This window comes from Luteitalea sp. (assembly GCA_009377605.1).
Taxonomy (GTDB): domain Bacteria; phylum Acidobacteriota; class Vicinamibacteria; order Vicinamibacterales; family Vicinamibacteraceae; genus WHTT01.
This window is the reverse complement of the sequence record WHTT01000108.1, coordinates 1-18,447: the sequence shown is the minus strand read 5'-3', so window position 1 is coordinate 18,447 and position 18,447 is coordinate 1. Positions and strand designations below refer to the sequence as shown.

At 65.0% G+C, this 18,447-nt stretch carries 15 protein-coding genes; 8 read left to right on the top strand and 7 right to left on the bottom strand.

What is annotated here, in order from left to right; genetic code table 11:
• The coding region (locus tag GEV06_24730; protein ID MPZ21077.1) for a hypothetical protein at positions 1 to 326 on the bottom strand (326 nt) is incomplete at its 3' end.
• A gap of 81 nt (positions 327 to 407) precedes the next feature.
• Positions 408 to 3,803, bottom strand: a complete 3,396-nt coding sequence (locus GEV06_24725; GenBank protein ID MPZ21076.1) for a hypothetical protein — start codon at positions 3,801 to 3,803, stop codon at positions 408 to 410.
• Positions 3,804 to 3,989: 186 nt separating this feature from the next.
• Between GEV06_24725 and GEV06_24720 the strand changes: the two genes are divergently transcribed.
• The 5 genes from GEV06_24720 to GEV06_24700 all read left to right on the top strand — a co-directional run bounded on the left by GEV06_24720 (position 3,990) and on the right by GEV06_24700 (position 10,328).
• The gene (locus GEV06_24720) at positions 3,990 to 5,231 is read left to right on the top strand and encodes a tetratricopeptide repeat protein (GenBank protein ID MPZ21075.1); all 1,242 of its coding nucleotides are present in this window, start codon (positions 3,990 to 3,992) and stop codon (positions 5,229 to 5,231) included.
• Positions 5,232 to 5,346: 115 nt separating this feature from the next.
• Positions 5,347 to 6,372, top strand: a complete 1,026-nt coding sequence (locus GEV06_24715; protein MPZ21074.1) for a dehydrogenase — start codon at positions 5,347 to 5,349, stop codon at positions 6,370 to 6,372.
• Entirely contained in the window at positions 6,369 to 7,085 is a 717-nt protein-coding gene (locus tag GEV06_24710) for a hypothetical protein (GenBank protein ID MPZ21073.1), read from the top strand. The genes GEV06_24715 and GEV06_24710 overlap by 4 nt, the downstream gene beginning before the upstream one ends.
• A gap of 532 nt (positions 7,086 to 7,617) precedes the next feature.
• Complete coding sequence (locus GEV06_24705; GenBank protein ID MPZ21072.1) at positions 7,618 to 9,303, top strand: MFS transporter; 1,686 nt, start codon at positions 7,618 to 7,620, stop codon at positions 9,301 to 9,303.
• Entirely contained in the window at positions 9,300 to 10,328 is a 1,029-nt protein-coding gene (locus GEV06_24700; protein MPZ21071.1) for a hypothetical protein, read from the top strand. Before GEV06_24705 ends, GEV06_24700 begins: the two co-directional genes overlap by 4 nt.
• A 59-nt stretch (positions 10,329 to 10,387) precedes the next feature.
• On the opposite strand, the gene GEV06_24695 is transcribed toward GEV06_24700, so the two are convergent.
• Together GEV06_24695 and GEV06_24690 are read right to left on the bottom strand one after the other, a co-directional pair.
• Positions 10,388 to 10,753, bottom strand: a complete 366-nt coding sequence (locus GEV06_24695) for a hypothetical protein (GenBank protein MPZ21070.1) — start codon at positions 10,751 to 10,753, stop codon at positions 10,388 to 10,390.
• A 61-nt stretch (positions 10,754 to 10,814) separates the two neighbouring features.
• A complete protein-coding gene (locus tag GEV06_24690; GenBank protein MPZ21069.1) occupies positions 10,815 to 11,828 on the bottom strand; it encodes an alpha/beta fold hydrolase in 1,014 nt (337 codons plus the stop codon).
• A gap of 214 nt (positions 11,829 to 12,042) precedes the next feature.
• On the opposite strand from GEV06_24690, the gene GEV06_24685 reads away from it, so the two are divergent.
• The 3 genes from GEV06_24685 (at position 12,043) to GEV06_24675 (ending at position 15,338) form a co-directional block, all read left to right on the top strand.
• Positions 12,043 to 12,237: a hypothetical protein gene (locus GEV06_24685; protein ID MPZ21068.1), complete on the top strand. Its 195-nt coding sequence runs from the start codon at positions 12,043 to 12,045 to the stop codon at positions 12,235 to 12,237.
• A gap of 78 nt (positions 12,238 to 12,315) precedes the next feature.
• Complete coding sequence (locus tag GEV06_24680) at positions 12,316 to 12,666, top strand: PadR family transcriptional regulator (GenBank protein MPZ21067.1); 351 nt, start codon at positions 12,316 to 12,318, stop codon at positions 12,664 to 12,666.
• On the top strand, positions 12,663 to 15,338 hold the full coding sequence (locus tag GEV06_24675) for an FtsX-like permease family protein (protein ID MPZ21066.1): 2,676 nt from the start codon (positions 12,663 to 12,665) through the stop codon (positions 15,336 to 15,338). Before GEV06_24680 ends, GEV06_24675 begins: the two co-directional genes overlap by 4 nt.
• Before the next feature lie 256 nt (positions 15,339 to 15,594).
• Here GEV06_24675 and zwf read toward each other — a convergent pair whose 3' ends face one another.
• The 3 genes from zwf to GEV06_24660 all read right to left on the bottom strand — a co-directional run.
• On the bottom strand, positions 15,595 to 17,145 hold the full coding sequence (gene zwf, locus GEV06_24670; protein MPZ21065.1) for a glucose-6-phosphate dehydrogenase: 1,551 nt from the start codon (positions 17,143 to 17,145) through the stop codon (positions 15,595 to 15,597).
• A 2-nt stretch (positions 17,146 to 17,147) separates the two neighbouring features.
• Positions 17,148 to 17,519: an HAD-IA family hydrolase gene (locus GEV06_24665; GenBank protein ID MPZ21064.1), complete on the bottom strand. Its 372-nt coding sequence runs from the start codon at positions 17,517 to 17,519 to the stop codon at positions 17,148 to 17,150.
• 231 nt (positions 17,520 to 17,750) lie between these two features.
• Positions 17,751 to 18,447, bottom strand: a 697-nt coding sequence (locus tag GEV06_24660) for an FtsX-like permease family protein (GenBank protein ID MPZ21063.1), incomplete at its 5' end; no start/stop codon positions are given.

Sequence of the window (18,447 nt, the reverse complement as noted above, 5' to 3'; positions counted from 1 at the left end):
GGGAGGGTGGCGCCCTGGCCCTGCCACAGCACCGTCCCGGTGCGACTCTGGCCGCTATATGATCGATTGCCGAGCAGCTTGATCGTCTCCGTGATTTGGCAGGGACCGTCGAACACGATGGCATCGCCCGGCTGACTCGCCGCAATCACCGCGTTGATCATCGCCGCGTCCGAAGGCTCATTCGTACAGCGCACGACGGTCGCTGCCTCCACCTGTGTCTGCTCCCCAGGCGCGTCACCGCCTTGCCCGACCACCGTCTGGCCGACAGCCAGGCCGCCGAGACCAGACGCCAACAACACCCCGACGAAGCCGTGGAACCGTGACATCGGATCCTCCTTGGATATCTCCCAGGGCCGGACTCGTGAGAGATGACGCCAGTTTCCCTACGTCCGGCCTTGGGGTCTGTCTTAGAAGTACAGCTTCAGGCCGAGCTGGAACCGCCTGTTGCTGAAACGCGACGTGATCCGCCCGAAGTTCCCGCTGCTGAAGGTCGTGTTCGGATTGCTCAGAATTGGATGGTTGAAGATATTGAACGCCTCGATGCGGAACTGGGCGCGCGCGTCCCTGAACAAGCGGAAGCTCTTCAGCAGCGCCATGTCGGCCGTCCACTGCGACGGTCCAACCAACGCGTTCCGGCCAAGCGTGCCGAACGTGTTGTGGTCGGTCCCGCCACCGGGCCGGAAGAACGGCGGCCTGTCCTCACCCTGGGCCGTCCAAGCGAACCACTGGATGTCGCCGTCGTCCAGATCGGCTTTCGGGTATTCGATAGAGCCGATCAGGTCGGGACGATCGCCTCCCTGGCCGTCGACGTTCCAGTCCGTGCCGAGCGTCAGGTTGAGCGGTTGGCCCGAACGCGCGCTGATGAGCCCCGAAAGCTGCCAGTCTCCCAGGATGCGATGGGCCAGGCTCGTTCCCTCGCGAAGGAACGGGATGTCGTACACGTAGTAGACGGCCAGCGTGTGCCGTCGCTGGTTCGGCCCCTTCTCGCCGAGCGGATCGAGCGGATTGGCGCCCTGGATATCCGGCGACGTGGGGTCGCCCGATTGCGTGTCGAAGCCCTTGGCCAGCGTGTAATGCACGCGCACGTTGAGCCCGCCTCGCCTGATGCGACTCGAGACCTGCAACGCGTCGTACCAGCTCTTCGCGATCGGCGTCACGATCGCAATCCGCTGATATCCCTCAAAGGGCCGCCGTGATTGGAGATTCTCGGCGCTGTCGTTCGCACCCTCCTCGAACCGGGCGAAGTTGAGGTCCAGGTTCTGCGGCAGCTTGTTCGTGCGATTCCCGACATAGCCGACTTCGAGCGTCACCCCCTCGGTCATCTCACGCTCGACCGACAGATTCCACTGCCAGGCATACGGCGTCTCGAACGGCTCCGCGAATCCGATCGCACTGACCAGATCAGGCCACTCGAAGTTGAGGATGTCGCTGTTGTCGAGGGGGACGGGAGTGCTGTCGAAGGTGGGAAACGCGCTCGTGAGCCACGGATCGCGGAGCTGTCCATCATTGGCAATCACGGCGGGACGGAAGGGCGCGCTCTCGGCGGGCCACAGCTTGGGATTGAAGTTCGAATAGGAGTAGTAGAGACCGACGCCGCCGCGCACCGCCGTTCGCCCGTCTCCGAAGACGTCGTAGGCCACGTTCACCCGCGGCGCGATGTTGTCGAAATCGGTCTCGAAGAAGCCGTCCGGCACACCAGAGTCGCCCGGAAACGCCAGGTTCACCGGCGCCTGCGGGAACACGGTCGAACGGTTGCCTTCGATGAACGCCACCGTCTTGTCGTTCTTCTCGCTTGCGGCAGTGAAGAAGTCGTAGCGAAGCCCGGGAAAGATCGTCAGCTTCGGCGTGACCTGCCACTGGTCTTGGATGAACGACGAGTACAACCAGTTGTGCAGGTCGTAGTCGAGAAAGCCCCGCGCCTCCACGTCGCCCGCATAACGGCCCATGAGAAAGTCGGCCCACGCAAACGCAAAGCGATTCTCCGACGGGACGTCAGATGCGAAGCCAGAAGGGCTCGCCGAGAACCGGCCGTCGAAGGTAAATTGGGTTCCCGGATTGTCGTCGAGCTGTCTGATGCGGTCGCGCTGGAGCTCCACGCCCGCCTTGATGTTGTGGCTGCCCTTGAGCCAGGTCAGCGTGCTGCCGAACCGGAAGTTCTGCTGCTCGAAGAGGCTCAGCCACCCGCCAAACGTGCGCGGACCATCGTCAATGTCGACCTGCGGCAGGTACTTCCTCGCACCCTCCTGACTGATGGGAAAGTTCTCTGCGCCGAAGTCAGACAGGTCACGCCCCACACCGTCGTTGGTACGGTCAGCGGTTTGAAACGCGAAGTTGAACCGATTCTCGACGACCAGGTTCGACGTCGCCACCCACGTGTGCTTGACGCTGGAGGTGGTCTGCCCCACATCGTTCACGCGATTGAGCCAGCCGGGCACCGTGTTCAGGCCGTTGTCTGAATCCGGAAACTGCTCGTCGCCCCACACCCGCAGGAGGTTGAACTGCAGCCTGTGGTGATCGGTGAGGCTGTGGTCCAGGCGCAGCAGGGCCTCGTGGTTCTCTACCGGCTGGGTAAACCGCCAGAAGATCGCGTCGTTGAACGTCTCGACCGTGGAGAGCTCCTGTGCGATGTTCAACGCGACCGGGTCGAGTAATTCAGGAGGGATCTGGTTTCCTGTGAGTGGCGCTCCGGTCTCTGGATTGAAGAGCGTGACGGGGATGGCGCTGAAGTCTCCCGCCATCATGGCCGCCGTGGGGAAGCGAACGTCGTTCTGGCTTGACTCTGACTCGTTGCGAAAGCGCGTGAACGAGCCGAAGAAGAACGTTCGGTCCCGAACGATCGGGCCGCCGAGCGTGCCCGAGAGGTTCGTCAGTGCGTCCTCGGCTTTCGGCTCGCCCGCCTGGTTGTTGCCCCAGGTGTTCGCGTTCAAGCGCTTGTCGCGGAAGAAGTAGGCGGCGGTGCCGTCGAAGCGGTTGGTGCCTGACTTGGTGATCACGTTGAAGCTGCCGCCAGGTTGCTTGCCGAATTCCGCAGGGGTGTTGGACGTGGCGATCTGGATCTCCTGGACGGCGTCGGGGTTTGGGAACTGAGCCGCACTGTTGCGGAACGACAACGTGTTGTCGGCGCCATCCAAATAGAAGGTGTTCCGGCCCTGCCGATTGCCGTTCACCTCCGCGTAGGAGCCCTGGATGTTCAACACTTGCCCGGTGTCGCCCGAGGTCTCGGAGAACGACATGTCGACGCCCGGCGCCAAGGCGCCAAATGCGAGCACGTTGCGATCCAAGTTGGGAAGGTCTTGCACGAGCTCCGTCTCCACATTCGTGCTGACCTGCCCCGACACCGTGTTCACAGGTGCGACAGGGGCTACGACCACCGCTTCTTCCTGGATCTCCCCTATCTTCATTCGCACCGTGACGACGGTGCTGCGGTTCAGCTCGACGAGCACGTCGGCCACTTGCGCATCCTGGAACCCTTCCGCCTCGGCTCTGAGGACATAGGGACCCGGTGGCACGAAGTTGAACACAAAACCGCCTTGTCCGCCCGTGGTTTGACGGAGCGTCGCGTTGGTTGCCTGGTTGACGAGCTCCAGATCAGCACCCGGCAGGACGCCACCCTGTTCATCGACCACGGTCCCCTGCACCGTGCCGCTCGTCTGTGCGAACACGGCAGCGGCACTCAACAACACGACGACCACCGTCGGCAGGCCGTGTGCGGCGACGCGACGCACACACGTCAAAGGCCGTCTATGGACCTCCGGCTCCCGCAAAGCCTTGACCGATCTCATGTCCCCCTCCATTCGTGGCAAAGACCGGAGCTCGACACCCCAGTGGCAAACGACATGGCACAAGAACCATCACGCCAGAAAGGTTCTCTGAGCTTCAATGCTGTGGCTGCCAGTCTACCCAAATTCTAATCGATTAGATCAAGAACCTTTGCTATACTCACGACATCGAACGGATCCTTCCGGACGTCCACGTCCGTTGGTGCTGACATGTCGAAGGTCCTGCGGCCGATCGACGTGAGCGCGCTCCTCGTCTTCTGGCTGATCGCGGGTGGTGCGCCCGACGCGCAAACGCCGAAGCTGTCGGAGCTGGCGGCACGTGCCCACGCCGCGATGGCCGAGGAGCGCTTCGACGCGGCGGCCCGGTTGTACGCCACACTGGCCGAGGCACGGCCCCGGGAGGCCTGGCTGCACATGAACCTCGGCACGGCGTACGCGATGGCGGGGCGTCCCCAACAGGCACGGGCGCCGCTCGAACGCGCCATCGAGCTCGATCCATCACTGCTCGGCGCACAGCTCTTTCTCGGGATGGTGTACCTCGATCTCGGCCAGCCGAAGCGCGCCGTCGATCCGCTACGAACGGTACTTGCGGTAGAGGCGTCGAATGTCATGGCACGACAGGCGTTGGGCGAGGCGCTCGTCGAGTTGCGCCGATACGAAGAGGCGGCGACGGAGCTCGCGCAGGTGACACGAGCCCTGCCGGAATCGGCGCACGCCTGGGCGGCCCTCGGGCGGAGCTATGACGGCGCGGCACAGCAAGCCGCACAGCAAGCCTCTGCCGCGTTGCGCACGGGCGGCGCGCAGGGTGCAGCAACCACGCGGACCGACACGGACCGCGAGAGGTCCCACCAGCGGGCGGTGGCGTTCAGTCACCTCGCAGACGAGGCTTTCAGACGACTCGAGGAGCTACCGGCCTCCGTGGAGCTCCATGTCGTCAAAGCGGAGCTCTATCGCGCGCGGGGAGGGCCGCGGGACGCGGTACGCGAGCTTCGCGCAGCGGCCAAGCTCGCGCCCAACGATCCCGCGATCGCACGCGATCTCGCGGCGGCGCTGTATCTTGCGCGGAATTACGACGAGGCGCGGCCGATCGTCGAGCGGTTGCTCAAGGCAGATCCCAACGATCCCAACCGGCCGGATCTGCAGATCCTGTACGGCCGCATCCTGCTCGACACACAACAGGTCGACGAAGCGCTTACGTACCTGGAAGCCGCGATCCGCGCGGCGCCCGCCAACGCGGAAGGACAGGCCGCGCTCGGCCGAGCGCTCATGCTGAAAGGGGACGCGAGGGCCGCCGTGCCGCACTTGAAGGCCGCGCTCGTGGCCGACGAGGACGGCAGCCTCCACTATCAGCTTGCGCAGGCGTATCGACAGACCGGTCAGCCGGCACTCGCGCGATCAACCCTCGAAACATACAAGAAGCTCCAGGCGCAGGCTCGCAGGGGCATCCGGTAGGGCGCGCCTGAGCGAGCGAAGCAAGTCGACCGCTGCTGCGAGAGCAGGCCCAGCGCTGAATGGAACGGCGGCCAGTCTCTAGACTCTAATCGATTAGATCGAGCGCTTTTGCGATATGCTTCCCGCCGTGTACACCGTCTTCTACCTGAACCCCGGCGCGACACCCGAGGTCTGCGCCATCGTCGCCGAACAGCTGCCGGAGGGCTGGACGCTCCTCACACCGAACGGTGTTCCGCCGAACCGCACGGGCGCACGCGGAGGCTTCGCGTTGGAGCTGGCGCGGTGCGACTTCATTCTCGTCGCCGATCATCCGGTGACGGCCGGACACATCGCCGCCGCACCGAGACTGAAGATGATCCAGCACCAGGGCGTCGGCTACGAGCGGATCGACCTCGACGCCTGCCGCTCGCGCGGCATCCCAGTGGCCTTGACGCCGGAAGGCACCTCCATCGGCGTGGCAGAGCACACGATCCTGCTGATCCTCGCGCTGTACAAGCGGCTCGTCACTGCGGCGAACGGCGTGCGCGCGGGCCGCTGGCCGCAGTGGACACTGCGCGACCGATCGTTCGAGCTGTGCGGGAAGACGCTGGGACTCGTCGGCTTCGGACGGATCGGCCGCGAAGTCGCGAAACGCGCGCGTGCGTTCGACACGCGCGTCGTGTACTTCGACCCCGAGGTCCTCGGGCCCGCGCCGGCGGAGCTCGACGTCACCGACGCCCCGTCACTGCACGCGCTGCTCGCCGCCGCCGACATCGTCAGCCTGCACGTCCCGCTGCACGCGGGCAGCCGACACCTGATCGATCGCGAGGCGCTGCGCAGCATGAAGCCGGGCGCCGTCCTGATCAACACGTCCCGCGGCGGACTCGTGGACGAGGCCGCGCTGGTCGACGCGCTGCTGAGCGAACACCTGGCAGGCGCGGCACTCGATGTGCTGGAGCGGGAGCCGCCCGCGCCCGACCATCCGTTGCTCTACATGGAACAGGTCCTCATCACGCCGCACATCGCCGCAGGGACGCGCGACGCCCTGAGAACGAAGATGCGGGCCGCGTTCACGAACCTGCTGCGCTTCACGTGCGGCGAGCCGCCGCAGCACGTCGTCGCCGACTCCATCGGCGCGCCAACCTCCACTCGAGCGTCATGACACCCACACGTCAGGACCTGATTGCCCGGTACCGCACCGTCTCATCGCCCACGGTGTACGACGTGCTGGACAAGATGAGACATCCCAACCAGGCGCTGTCGTCGCGCATCCGTCCGCTCGCGCGCGGCCATCGCCTCGCGGGCCCCGCCCTCACGCTGCACGGCGCGACCATGTCGGTGGCCGACGGCAGCTGGGGCACCGCCTTCAGCTACGACATGTTCCGCGCCATTCAGCCCGGCGACGTGATCGTGTTCGACTGCGGCGGACACGAGCAGGGCGGACCCTGGGGGGGCAATACCGGCGCAACGGCGCGCGTCAAGGGCGCCGCCGGGATCATCATCGACGGCGGGACTCGGGACGAGACCGATCTGATTGCGATGGGCTTTCCGACCTGGTGCCGCTTCGTCACGCCCGTGCTCGCGCACGGTCGATTCCAGATTCATGGCTTCAACGTGCCCATCACGATGGCCGGCCAGCTCGAGGCGCGCGTGACGATCGCCCCCGGCGATTTCGTCGTCGCGGATGACGATGGTGTCGTGATCGTGCCGGAGGCCCTGGTGGCCGAGGTGATCGAATTCGCTGAAGCGGCCGAGCAGGCGGAGGTGGCAATCCGCCGGGCGATCGAAGTCGGCGAGGATCGCGAGAGCATCGACCGACGGCTCGATCGCTGGGCGCTGCTCAAGGCACGGCAGGCCACGAGGGAGACACCGTGAGCCATCAGCAGAACGGCCCCCCTGACGTGAACGCCGTTGCCGCCCTGCTGCTCCGTGGCGCGATCGAATGTCACGTCCACAGCTTCCCGGATGTCGTCGATCGCAAGCTGGACGATCTCGATCTCGTCGAGCAGGCCCGGGAGGCTGGACTGCGCGCGCTCGTGTTGAAGTCCCACGTGTGCTCGACCTGTGAGCGGGCGTACCTGCTCAACCGATTGCAGCCCGACGTGCGCGTGCTGGGCGGCGTGGTGCTCAACGACACGGTGGGTGGGCTGAACCCCCGCGCGGTGGAAGCGGCGCTGGCGATGGGCGCGCGGCAGGTTTGGATGCCCACCAAGTCTGCCGCGAACCACCAGCAGCACTACGGGCGACGCGGCGGCTCGAGCGTCTTCGCGGACGCGACACTGCAGGATCCAGGCTGCGGCGGTTCGCGGGTGAGCGGGTCGATCCTACAGCCCGTCCTGCGCGACATCCTCCGCCTCGTCGCGGACGCTGATGCAGTGCTGGCCACAGGACATCTGTCACCCGAGGAATCGCGGGTGCTGATCGAGGAGGCGCTCGCGGCCGGCGTGCGGCGCGTGAGCGTGACCCATCCCGAGTGGGGCGTCACGGCCGTGCCCCTCGACGTGCAGCAGGCGCTCGCGCGCACCGGATTCGTGTACTTCGAGCGCTGCCTCGTGTCCATCGAACCGGACCTGTGCGGCCACGTCCCGTTCGAGGCGATCGTCCGGCAGATCCGGGCGATCGGCGTGGAGACGACGATCGTGGCGACCGACTACGGCATGCCGCAGTATCCGGCCCCCGTCGCCGGACTGCGGCACTACCTCTCGCGGCTGCTCGCGGCGGGCTTCGACGAGGCCGCGATCCGGCGGATGGCACAGGACAACCCGGCGCGTCTGCTTGGATTGGAGCCGGCATCGTGAGCCCACGCGCGAAATGGTGGATCGTAGGGCTGCTGTTCGCCGCGACGCTGCTGAACTATCTGGACCGGCAGACGCTCGCCGTCTCCTCCTCGCTCGTGCTCGAGGATCTGCGCTTGCACGACGGCCACTTCGGCCAATGGCTGTTCGCGTTCTTCATCGCGTATGGTGTGGCGCAGATCGTCATCGGGCCCGTGCTCGATCGATTCTCGGTCGTGTGGGTGTACGCTGTCGCCGTGGCGGCCTGGTCGCTCGCGGGTGCGTCGGCCGCGCTGGCGTCGGGCTTCTGGAGCATGCTGTCATTGCGGCTGCTGCTGGGCATCTGTGAGTCGCCGAACTGGCCGCTCGCGCTGCGAGTGGTCGCACGGATCTTTCCGCCCGGCCAACGACCGCTCGCCAATGGACTCTTCCAATGCGGCACGAGCGTTGGGGCCCTCGTGGCACCGCCGATCATCGTTCATCTGGCCACCAGGTATCACTGGCGTGTCGCGTTCGTCGTGGTCGGGCTCGTCGGCCTCCTCTGGACGGTCGTGTGGTTGGCCACGACGAAGGCCTGGCCGCAGCTGCAGCTGCAGCGCGAAGGCACGTCAGCCGCGATGCCATCAGCCAGTCGCGCGCCGGGCGCGCCGGATACCGGGGTACTCGACGCCTCGCCCTCGACGGTCCGCCACATCCTGCGCTCGCCGGCGCTGTGGGGCCTGCTCGTCGCGACCTGTTTCCTGAATCCACTGCAGTATTTCTACATCAGCTGGCTGCCGCGCTTCTTCGATCGGTACGCAGGCGTGGGCTTCGGACAGGAGCTGGCGAACCGGCTCGTCATCGTCTATCTCGCGCTCGACGTCGGCCTGGTGCTGGGCGGATGGCTCGTCGTGGGGCTCACGCGTCGGCTGGGCGTGGTGCCGGCGCGCCGTCTGGTCGCCACCGTTGGTGCACTCTGCATGACGGGCGTGCCGATAGTCTCCTGGCTTCGAAGCGTTGATTTCGTGACGGTCATGATCTGCGTCGCAACCTTCGGCCTGGGCTGCTTCATGGTGAACTATCTCGCGTTCGCGTCGGAGGTGTCGGCAACGAAGGTGTCGACGGCCACCGGCCTCCTCGGAGGCGCCGGATCGCTGGCCGGCGCCGCGTTCATGTGGCTGGTCGGCGACACGGTGATGCGAAGCGGCGGCTTCGCATTCGCGTTCGCGTTTGCTGGCGTCATGCCGCTCGTCGCGTTGGGCGGGCTCTTCTACGCCACGCGGGCGCGGCCCACGCGGCGCCTGCTGCCGCCGGACGCCCGGATCGGGGCGGTGACGTGACCCTGCGCGGCGCGGTCGTCGGCTGCGGAGCCATCTCGGCATTCCATCTCGCGGGCTGGCGGCGCATCCCGGAAGTCGAGATCGTGGCGCTGGCCGATCCAGACCTGGATCGCGCGGCCGCACGTCGCCGCGAGTTTGCGCCTACCGCGACGCTGCATCCGACGCTGGAGGACGCCGCCGCGACCGGACACTTGGACTTCGTCGATATTCTGACGCCCCCTGCGATGCATCGCGCGCATTGCCTCGCGGCGGCGCGGGCGGGCCTGCACATCATCTGTCAGAAGCCGCTGTGCGATCGGCTGGAGGAGGCGACCGCGCTGGTGGACGACCTCCAGACGTTTCCAAAGCTGTTTGCGGTCCACGAGAACCACCCGCACCGCCCCTGGTTCCTGGAGATTCTGCGGGCGCACCGCGAGGGTTTCTTCGGGACGCTGCGCTACGTGCGGCTCGAACAGCACGATCCGCGGGAGCCGCCGGAGCCGTTCAAGGCGGAGGCGCCACGCGGCCTGCTGCTCGAGTACGGCGTGCATCTCGCCGCAATGCTGCGTGCGCTGCTCGGCGACCCGGACGCCGTCGGCGCACGCCTCCATCGCGTGAACCGGCGCGTGCGCGCCGAGAGCCTGGCCCACGTCGTGTGGGAGTACGCGGAGACCTCCGCGATCATCGACATCTCATGGAAAGCCGGCGGCGTGCAGCAGGGCTCCGCGCTGGTGATTGGCGATGCCGGCGAGGCCTGGTTCGAAGGCCGCATGACGCGCGGGGACACGGCGCGTTTCCGCATGGTGAAAGGAGAAACGGTCGTGAAGGACGAACGCCGCTGTCCCACTGCCGACTACGCGGAGGCGTTCTACCTGCTCCAGCGCGCGTTCGCCGACAGCATGCTGTCGGGCAGTCCCGCTCCGCAAGCCGCGCGCGACAACCTCAGAACCCTTGCGCTGACCTTTGCTGGCTACGACGCAGCCCGCACCGGCCTGAGCGTTGCCGTCCAGCCTCTTCAGCCGGCTCGAGGGAACGACGGACCGTAGCTTCAGCGTATAAATTGCCGAGCTCGCGATCAGCAGCCCGATGCTGGACGCAGATCACCTCACGTCACGTCGTTGAGGAGCCGGATCCGCGTGCGCGACGAAGTTGTAACTTCCTGAGCCCACTTCGACAACAAGGCGCGCCGCGGCGCGGCGCAATACTCGGACGCCGGGCGCGTGGCCGAGGGGCAGGCCTCCTTCGGTGACGCGTCGGCCCTGTCGCCTGCCGTCAGCGCCTTTCCACCGTCGATGATCGAGTCGAGGAGATTGCGCACGACGGCTGAACGATGTTGTTCCTCGACGAGATCCAAGTAGAGCGGCATGGCGTACGACGTCTGACTACCCGTGGCGTAGCGGTGCGACCGTTCGTCGAAGAACCGCTGATTCGCCCCGCCGGTCACGGCGGTCCTGAAGAGCCGGCCTACCATGAGCTTCAGGTGGAGGTGATTATAGAAAAGGGCCAATCCCGATGCTTCTGAGCCGCGACGATCAGCTTCGCGACGCAAGACCGCGCAGCAGCGCCTCGTGGAACTGGTCGGGGGCCTCGACCTGCGGGGAATGGCCGAGCTCGGGGAACTCGGTCAGCGTGGCATTGGGGATGGCCTCTGCCGCGCGGCGCCCGAGCTCCGGATAGTTGCCGAGCCGCTCGGCGATCTCCTTCGGCGCACGGTTGGCGCCGGGCGCCGTCCGGTCCTTGCCGCCGATCAGCAACAGGGTGGGTGCCGTGATGCGGCCGAATTCGTGCACCACCGGTTGGGTGAAGAGCATCTCCGACGTCTGGGCCTGATTATAGGCGACGATCTCCTTGCCCGGCCCCGCATACATGCCCGCGAGCATCGAGACCCACCGGTCATATTCCGGCTTCCACTGGCTGTTGTAGTAGAAGCGCTGCTGATAGGCCTTGATGCTGTCGAAGCTGGTCTTCAGTTCGCCTTCGTAGAGTTGGTCGATGGTCGCGTAGGGAACGCCTTCGGCCTGCCAGTCCTCGAGCCCGATGGGATTGACGAGCACGAGCTGCTCGACCGTTTGCGGATAGTTGAGCGTATACCGCGCCGCCAGCATGCCGCCCATCGAATGGCCGATGACGGTGGCCCGCTCAATGCCGCGCGCGGCGAGAAGGGCATGGGTGTTGGCCGCGAGCTGGTTGAAACTGAACTGATAGCCTTCGGGCTTGGTGGAGGCACAGAAGCCGATCTGGTCGGGCGCGATCACGCGATAGCCGGCCTCCGACAACACCTTGATCGTGCCTTCCCAGGTGGCGCCGCAGAAATTCTTGCCATGCAGGAGCACGGCCGTCCGGCCGTTTGCGTCCCCTGTCGGCGCGACGTCCATGAAGGCCATGGAAAGGCCCTTGCCCTGCGAGGAGAGCTCAAAGCGCTGGATTGGGTGCGGGTATTCGAAGCCCTCCAACTGGGGCCCATAGCTGGCCTGCGGGTTAGCGCTCGCCGGCGTGAGGGACCAAATCCCAATGGCAACCGCCAGAACAGAACTGTGCAACTTCATCGTGATCCCCAGCGCCTCGGAGAGGCGGCCCTATCAGAACAGTCACTGCGAGGCCGGCCGTATGAGGTCGAAATGCGTCACCGCAATCACGAAACGCTGCACTTCTAGTACGCGCCTACACTGACGACGATTGCCATCAGGTGATCCGGCTCCACCGGCTTGCCGACGTGCCAATTATAGCCACCGACCGCGGTGATATGCTCACGTTCACAGCATGAACACGCCGGCGCACGGCATTCTCAACCTGCTCGTCCTCCCTCGCCGCGGCGAAGCCAATGGCGTCGTGCCGGTCGCGCTCGGTGCGGTGTTGCCGGACCTGCCGATGGTCGTCTTCTACGCGTGGGAGCGGCTGCGAGCCGTGCCGGAAGGGACGATCTGGGGGATCGACTGTCCTATGGACGTTCCATAGAAGCGATGTTATGCTCATTTGGATACTCCAAAGGGACGATGGCGTGGTCAAGGCCGAAGGAAAAGGAACGGAAGGCAGATGGACAAGAAGACATCCGAAGTGCTGCAAGGGACGTTGGATCTCATGATCTTGAAGACGCTGCACGCGCTGGGACCACTGCACGGGTTCGGAATTGCACGGCGCATCGAGCAGGTGAGTCGCGACGTTCTCCGGCTGAATGAGGGCACAGTGTACACCTCGTTGCTACGGTTGCAACAGCAGGGATGGATTGCGGCAGCGTGGGGCACGTCGGAGAACAACCGCAAGGCGAAGTTCTATTCCATCACCAAGCGCGGCCAGAAGCAGCTCGAGGTCGAAACGGAGAACTGGGAGCGCATTTCTGGTGTGATTCGCCGCGTGCTGCGGCTGGAAGCGGAGAGATCGTCATGAGCTCACGACGAGAATTCAGGCTACGCGCTTTCGTGGCGACGCTGCGCGGTCTTCTGCACGGACAACACCGTGACGATGAGTTCGGTGAGGAGATCCAAGAACACTTGCGGCTGCTCGCGGACAGATTCGTGGCGCAGGGCATGTCCAGGAAAGAGGCCGCAGGAGCAGCGCGACGGCAGTTCGGCAACACCACCTTGTTGCAAGAGGACCGCAGAGCGTTGAAGACGCTCCCATCGATCGAGGCGCTGTGGCACGACCTGCGGTACGCGCTGCGCTTGTTGTGGAAGGACCGGGGATTCGCGGTGGTGTCGATCGCCACGCTGGGATTGGGCATCGGCGCGGTCACGGCGATTTTCAGCGTGGTCAACAACGTGCTGCTGGCACCGTTTCCCTACAAGGGAGCGGATCGGATGGTGTTTCCGCGGATCCACAACACGCAGCAAAGCGAGGGCGGGGGGCGACAGGGATACAGGGTCACGGAAGTTCTGGAATTCACAGAACACAATCACGTGTTCGACGGGATCACCGCCGCGTTCGGAGACCCGGTGCTGTACAAGCACGGAGACGGAACCGAGGCGCTCGCCGGGGCGCGCGTCACGCCGGGTACTTTCGAGTTTTTCGGCCTGCCGGCACTTCACGGCCGCGTGATGCAGCCGGGTGACTATGAGCCGGGGGCGCCGCCGGTGTTCGTGATGCGCCACAAGACCTGGATGGAACGGTTCAACGGGGATCCATCGATTCTGGGCAAGGCATTTGTCCTGAACGACACGCCCCGGACGCTCGTCGGCATCATGCCGCCGCGTTTTGGCTGGTACGGAGCGGACGTGTTCGTTCCGCACACGTTGACCCGTGACGCGAAGGGACCGGCGGACTCTCAACCGTACTGGTTCCTGGTGGGACGCTTGAAGCCGGCCGTCTCGGTCCAGCAAGCGGAGGCGGAGCTGACGGTGATCGCCCATCGCTTGGCGAAGATTCATCCGCAGGATTACCCGCCGCACTTCACTGTTCAAGTAAGAAAGCTAGGCGACTCGGTCGTGGGGCGTCTCGAGGCGACCTTGTACACGGTACTGGCGGCAGTGGGATTGCTACTCCTGATCGCGTGCGGCAACGTGGCGAACCTGATGCTGGCGCGCGCGACGGCGCGCGAGAAGGAATTTGCCTTGCGCGCAGTGCTGGGGGCCCGGCGCACGCGAATCGTCCGGCTGCTGATCGTCGAGAGCTTGGTGCTTGCGATAGCCGGAGCCGCGCTGGGGATCTTCCTCGCCTGGGGTGGGCTGAAGTCACTCGTTGCAGCAATCCCGCAGGACGTCATCCCTGCCGAGTCGGTGATTGAGCTGAATGCGCCGGTGCTGACGGCTACGCTGTGCATTGCGGTGCTGACGGCGCTGGTGTTTGGGTTGGTACCGGCGCTGCAATCGTCCCGGCGTGACTTGAACGATCCACTGCGCGACAGCGGCAAGGGAGTGAGCGGCGGATTCCGGGGCAGGCGGCTGCGTGACGCGGTGGTGGTGATGGAAGTCGCGCTGTCCTTGACGCTGTTGATCGGCGCGGGGCTGCTGATGCGGAGCTTTGTGGCCCTGCGGGAAGTCCATCTAGGATTGCGGGCGGACCATGTGTTCCAGGCTGTGCTCCCCCTGCCCGCGGACCGCTACAACACAGCCGAGCAGGTGACGGGATTCTTGCGGCCGCTGCTCGCACGGCTGAAGGCATTCCCCGGCGTGGTGAATGCGGCGGCATCCAGTGCAATGCCGCCCTATGGTGGCGCCGAAAGCAAGATGGAGATTGCGGGAACAACGCAGGACGAAGAGTGGCAGACCTTGTTTCAACAGGTCAGCGAGGAATATTTCCAGGTCTTGCGAATTGAGTTGAAGCAAGGACGGCCCTTTAGCGAGGGCGACGTCGATGATGCGCGGAAAGTAGCGGTTGTGAACGAGAGGTTCGTGCGCAAATACTTGCCCACCGACAATCCAATAGGGCGGCGCGTGCGGCTCGCGACACTCGAGACGGCTGCAGATCCGGTGCACGACGCGTGGTTTGAAATTGTTGGCGTGGTCGACGACGTGACAAATCGTGGACTGCAGGTGCCGACCGAGCCGGAAGTGTGGATACCGTACACGATCACGGGATACGCAGTGCCGGCTCTGATGGTGCGCACGTCCCAGGCCCCAGGGACCATGATGAACGCCGTGCGGCGGGAAGTGTGGGCCACGGATCCTGGAGTAGCGCTGGCTTACCCGAGCACATTGGAAGATCGGATCAGCGAGCAGCTGTATGCGGGGCCGAGGTTTGGTTTTCTATTGATGACGATTTTCGCATGCATCGGGCTGATTCTGATGACGGTGGGCGTTTACAGTGTCTTAGCGTACTCGACGTCGCAGAAAACGCATGAGATTGGAATACGCATGGCGCTGGGGGCGAAAGGCACGGATGTTCTTGGAATGGTAGTCAGGACCGGGTTTCGACCCGTTGCGCTGGGCATCGCGATTGGAATGACAATGAGTCTCTTGCTCGGGCGAACGATCGGCACACAGCTCGTGGGCGTGACGATGTACGATCCGCCGACGCTTGCGGCGACGACACTACTGCTGACGATCACGGCAGCAATCGCGTGCTGGATTCCAGCGCGGAGGGCGGCGCGTGTCGATCCAATGGTCGCGCTGCGCTACGAATAGCTGATGCGCGCGTTACGTCTTTCTTGAGTTGACGCTCAGCTTCGTCATCTGTGAACACCCAAGCGCTTCCCAATTCCAGCTCCGGGTCAGACCCCGATCAACAGCATTACATCAGAGTCCCCGGACAACCTCCACCGCCCTCTCCAGTTGATTGCGCTGGTCGAGCGTCGGCTCCTCCGCCGGCACGAAATCGTCGAAGTTCTCCAGGTGTAATTGGGGTTGATTGATTCTCCAGTGCGTCGATCCTAAACGCGCGTCACAGATGTCTCCATCGCCGGCCGTCCCGTTGCAACATGTGGTCGGCAGTCGCGGGACCGACTGAGCCTGCCGCATAGTTGGGAGCGTTCGCCGGCCGTTCGGATGTCCAGCGCTCCACGATCGGATCGACGATCTGCCACGCCTTGTCGATCCAGTCCGCGCGGGCGAACAGCGTCTGGTCACCCTGCATGGCATCGAGCAGGAGCCACGCGTACGCGCGCGGTGGCTCCTCCACACCGAACGCCTCTGCATAGCGAAAGTTCATCGTCACCGGGCGCACGGCAAGGTCGGGACCCGGCTGCTTCGCCGCCAGCGTCTGGACAATCCCTTCATTGGGCTGCACCTCGAACACGAGCACGCTGTTGTGGATCGGGCGGCTGCCGATGCCGTGGAACATCAGGTGCGGCGTCGGCTTGAACTGGATGGCCACCTCCGTGAGCTTCCGCGCGAGCCGCTTCCCGGTCCGCAGATAGAAGGGCACGTCCGCCCAACGCCAGTTGTCGAGCGTCAGCTTGATCGCCGCGAACGTCGCGGTGACAGAGTCGGCGGGGACGCCGTCTTCCTGACGGTAACCGCGGACCGGCTGCCCGGCCATCTGGCCTCGCCCGTACTGCCCTCGCACGGCACCGCCGTCCACATCAACCGGAACCACATTGACGGCCTCCAGCACCTTCACCGTCTCGTTGCGCAATGACGTGGCGTCGAAGCTCACCGGCGGCTCCATCGCCGTCATGCACAGCAACTGAAGCAGGTGGTTCTGGACCATGTCGCGCACCACGCCGGTCTGCTCGTAAAAGGCCGCCCGCGTACCGATGCCGATGTCCTCGGCGACCGTGATCTGGACATGGTCGATATAATTCCGGTTCCACACCGGCTCGAAGCTGGGGTTGGCGAAGCGGAAGACGAGCATGTTCTGCACCGTCTCTTTCCCCAGAAAGTGATCGATTCGATAGATCTGATCCTCCGCGAACACCTCTTGGAGCTGACTGTCCAGGTCTTGCGCGCTCGCCCGGTCCTTGCCGAACGGTTTCTCGACGACCAGCCGGCGCCAGCCGCGGTCGCTCCTCGCCAGGCCTGACGCTCCCAATCGGTCTGCGATCGTGCCGAACAAGGCGGATGGAACGGCCATGTGAAACAACAGGTTGCCGGGAATGGCGAACGCTGACTGCACCCGGTCGATCTCCTCTGCCAGGGCGGCGTACGCCCCGTGCGGCGCGGATATCGCGTCGCCGCACACGAAGCTGAGGCGCTGCGCGAAGGCCTCCCAGTCCTGCATCCCCCCGCAGCTCTGCTCAACCGCACGCCGCATCTCGTCTCGAAATCTCGTCGAGTCCCACCCGTCTTGCGAGAAGCCGACCACCGCAAAGCGCTCCGGCAGAAGCTGTTTGCGGTGCAGTTCGAAGAGAGACGGGACAAGCTCGCGACGCGCGAGATCACCCGCGGCGCCGAAGATGACGATCACACACGGATCCACCGGCGCGCCTCGTCGAAGGCCGTGCTCTTCGACGTCAAAGGCGTGTCTGGCGCTCACCGAAGAGGTCGGCCCCATGCTTATCCCTCCTGAACATCGCGGCGAGGACGCTCGCCGCCGTTCCGGTACATGTGCGCTGAAACAGGTCCGGGCGTCTGAACCTCCACGCCTGCGTTCAGCAGCTGCTCGGTGAGGCCGCGGAGATCCGTTACGTGGATCGTGGGCATGCCGAGGGCCCGCGCCGCCTCCACGTTCTCCTCCCGGTCATCCACGAACAGGCTGGTCGCCGGCTCCGCCTGCATCACATCGAGGGCGATCTCGTAGATCCGCGCGTCAGGCTTGCGGACCCCGAGGTAGCAGGAGCTGAAGAACGCGCAGAAGATGTCACGGAGCCGAAACGTGTCAATGCGATAGCGATTCAGCTCGCGCGACTCGTTGTTGATCCGACTCATCGAACGTTCGTCAGCTCGTGCGTCTCCGAGGGGCGTAATGCTGTAGGCGTCGATGACGCAGACCGTCGAGCGTCAGCGTTCTTCAAGCCGAATGAAGCGACGCGTCGGCGTGGGATGTCCTTCCACCCCGCCGCCGAATTGCCGATAGGATAGCAACTCGTGCGCGTCGATGCCATCCGCGGCCGCTCACAGCTCAGATCGGCATCTGTTCCTGTTACCTGCAGGCACTCGTTACTCCGAGCGTAGGGCCACTGTCGGATCGACTCTCGTGGCGCGAAGCGCCGGGATGTACGAGGCCAGCAGCGACGCGGCAAGCAGGATCAGCGGCGCCGTGACCAGCACCACCGGTTCGATGCTGTTCACTCCGTACATGATGCCGTGGAGAAACTGCCCGGCCCCAAGGGCCAACAGCAGGCCGATCCCAATGCCAACGGCCGTGATACGGCCGCCCTCTCGCAGCACCTGCCACAGCAGGGCGCGTGGATGTGCGCCAATGGCGATCCGGATGCCGAACTCGCGCGTCCGGCGCGACACGACGTACGACTTGACTCCGTACACGCCGAGGACTGCCAGCAGCAGCGCGATGCCTCCGAACGCCGAGAACACGCTGGCGCCGGCTCGATAGAGCAACACGTCTAGACCCGCGTCGAGATGATCCCGCCATGTCGCGACACTGAGGACCGGCACCCGCTCGTCGACATCGCGCACGACGCGGGCGATCGTGCCCAGCATGGCCCGTTCGCCGTCCCCTCCAGACACCCGAAGCTGCAGCGTCATGGCGCTCTCGTAGTGCTGTCCGAGCGGCACGTACACATGAGGGTATGGCCGGGGATTACCGAGCGAGTGCTTTACAGCCGGGATGATGCCGACCACCAGGATTGGCTGCCTCGCTTCCGGTCCCTCGGCGTCGAGGAACTGAATCAGCCGT